General features: G+C 68.2%; 4 protein-coding genes. 3 read left to right on the top strand and 1 reads right to left on the bottom strand.

The window, feature by feature from the left end; genetic code table 11:
* Nucleotides 1–368: adenylosuccinate synthetase (locus ACTHNQ_RS16625; RefSeq protein WP_440335066.1), on the bottom strand; the 368-nt coding region annotated here is incomplete at its 3' end.
* Nucleotides 369–445: 77 nt separating this feature from the next.
* Here ACTHNQ_RS16625 and ACTHNQ_RS16620 point away from each other — a divergent pair.
* The 3 genes from ACTHNQ_RS16620 to ACTHNQ_RS16610 all read left to right on the top strand — a co-directional run.
* Nucleotides 446–1,177, top strand: coding sequence for a Pr6Pr family membrane protein (locus tag ACTHNQ_RS16620; RefSeq protein WP_440335065.1), 732 nt, complete (start codon nt 446–448; stop codon nt 1,175–1,177).
* Nucleotides 1,178–1,324: 147 nt separating this feature from the next.
* Complete coding sequence (locus tag ACTHNQ_RS16615) at nt 1,325–2,059, top strand: Pr6Pr family membrane protein (protein WP_440335064.1); 735 nt, start codon at nt 1,325–1,327, stop codon at nt 2,057–2,059.
* 81 nt (nt 2,060–2,140) lie between these two features.
* On the top strand, nt 2,141–2,535 hold a 395-nt coding region (locus tag ACTHNQ_RS16610), incomplete at its 3' end, for an argininosuccinate synthase domain-containing protein (RefSeq protein WP_440335063.1).

The raw sequence follows: 2,535 nt of genomic DNA, 5'->3' as shown, positions 1-2,535 counted from the left end.
CGCTTGCCGAGGAAGCGCTCGGTGACCTTGTCGAGCGTGCGGTGGTACTGCGTGATGATGTGCGCGTTGGCGCTCACCTTCAGGCGCGACGTGTCGACGCCGCGGGACTTGAGCGCTCCGAGCTCGGCGAACAGCACTTCGAGGTCGATGACGACGCCGTTGCCGATGACCGGGTTGACGCCGGGCGAGAGGATGCCGGACGGCAGCAGGTGCAGGGCGTACTTCTCGTCGCCGATCACGACCGTGTGACCGGCGTTGTTGCCGCCGTTGAACTTGACCACCCAGTCGGTGCGCTCACCGAGGAGGTCGGTGGCCTTGCCCTTGCCCTCGTCTCCCCACTGGACTCCGACGATCACGATGCCTGGCATGGGCTACTCCCCCGTTTATTGGACGGTTACACCCCATCCTATCCAAGTGGCCCTCGACCAGCCGATATCGTGTGCGCATGACGCGTTCACCGGGGTGGGCACAGGGTTGGACGATCGCCCGAGCGGCCATGGCGGTGCTGATCGTCGCGGCGATCGTGGCGCAGCTGGTGCGGTCGGTGTCGAGTGCGATCGCGGCGGGCCGTGACGTCGCCACGATCGTCTCGAACTTCTTCAGCTTCTTCACCATCCTCTCCAACGCCGCCGCGGCGGTCGTGCTGTTGTGGGCGGCCGTCTGGTTCTGGACCAGGGGGCGGGATCAGGATGCCGAGCCCGCAGGCCTCGCGACGGCCCTCGCCGCGGTCACGACCTACATGGTCATCACCGGCATCGTCTACAACCTTCTGCTGCGCGGGTACCAGCTGGAGCCCGGGGCGGTCGTGCCCTGGTCGAACGAGGTGCTGCACCTCATCGGTCCGCTGTTCCTGCTCGCCGACCTCTTCGTCGGACCGCGCCGTCGCGCGCTCTCGTGGCGATCGCTGTGGTGGATCGTCGCGTTCCCGATCGTCTGGGTCGGGTACACGATGGTGCGCGGCCCGCAGATCACCAACCCGGGCACGGGGGACCCGTTCTGGTACCCGTACCCGTTCCTCAACCCGAACAATCCCGGGGGCTGGCCGTCGGTCGTCGTGTACGTGATCGGCATCGCCGTGGCCATCCTCGCGGTCGCCTCGTTCGTGCTCTGGTGGGGCCGGCGGACCGCGCATCAAGCGGTTGTGGCTTCTGTCCCCCAAACGGCGGACACGTTGTAGAACGACTACAAGACGCCGCTTCGGGCGCGCGTTTTCCGGCTCTCCGCGCGCCAATATTCTGATGCACTCGTGTATCGGAGGAGGAACCTCAGCCTCGGGAAGAACGACCCGCAGTCCGCGGGTCGTCAAGAATCTGGGGGTTGGGAAATGCGCTGGGCATGGTTTCGGATCGCAGCCGCGATCGCCGGCTTCTCGGGGGTCGTCGCTGGTTTCATCGTCAACGTGGACCGCGCTGCGCGGCTGGGCGAATCGCTCGGCGCCGTGCTCGCGAACTACTTCAGTCTCTTCACGATCGTCTCGACGCTGCTGAGCGCGATCGTGCTGCTGACCGCCGCATCCTGGGATCTGCGGCACCCCGGCTCGTCGCGCGAGCCCTTCGGCATCGCTCTCGCCCTGGCCGCCGTGACCGGCCCCGTGCTGCTGCTGGGAATCGTGTACAACGCGCTTCTCCGCGGTCTGCCCTCGCCCGTCGCGCTCGGCGACACGGTGGGCATCCACCTGCTCGATCAGTACGCGGTCGAGATGCTGCACGTCGTGCTGCCGATCTACTTCGTGCTCGATCTGCTGCTGGCCCCGCGCCGGCGCGGACTGCCGTGGTGGTCACTGGCCGTGATCGTCGGCTACCCGCTCGCGTGGACCGCGTACACGATGGTGCGGGGCGAGTTCGTCGGCAACCCCGACGGCACGACGCCGTGGTGGTACCCGTACCCGTTCCTCGACCCGCACGGCGCGGGCGGCTACGGCTCGGCCCTGATGTACATCGCAGCGATCCTCGCGATGTTCCTCATCCTCGGCGTCGGCATCGTCGAGATCGGCCGCTTCCGCGAACGCCGGGCGAGCCACCACCGCGCGCCGGCTGCGCGGGGTCCGCTGCCGGTCTGACGACGCCCGGCCCGCATACATGAGGAGTGGACGGATGCCGCAGGCCGTGGCATCCGTCCCCTCCTCACTAAACTGGAGACCATGTCGAAGGTCCTCCAGTCCCTGCCCGTCGGCGAGCGCGTCGGCATCGCCTTCTCGGGGGGCCTTGACACCTCCGTCGCCGTCGCGTGGATGCGCGACAAGGGTGCGGTGCCCTGCACCTACACGGGCGACCTGGGTCAGCCCGACGAGGACGACATCGAGGCGATCCCGGCGCGCGCGCTCGAGTACGGCGCCGAGCTGTCCCGTCTGGTGGACTGCAAGCCCGCCCTCGTCGAAGAAGGCTTCGGCGCCCTGGCGTGCGGCGCGTTCCACATCCGCTCGGGCGGACGCACCTACTTCAACACGACCCCCATCGGCCGCGCCGTCACCGGCACGCTGCTCGTGCGCGCCATGAAAGAGGACGGCGTCGACATCTGGGGCGACGGCTCCACCTA

The organism is Microbacterium sp., assembly GCF_051953575.1.
Classification (GTDB): Bacteria; Actinomycetota; Actinomycetes; order Actinomycetales; family Microbacteriaceae; genus Microbacterium.
Note: the sequence above shows the minus strand (reverse complement) of the source record. Positions and strands in the feature narration are given on the sequence as shown.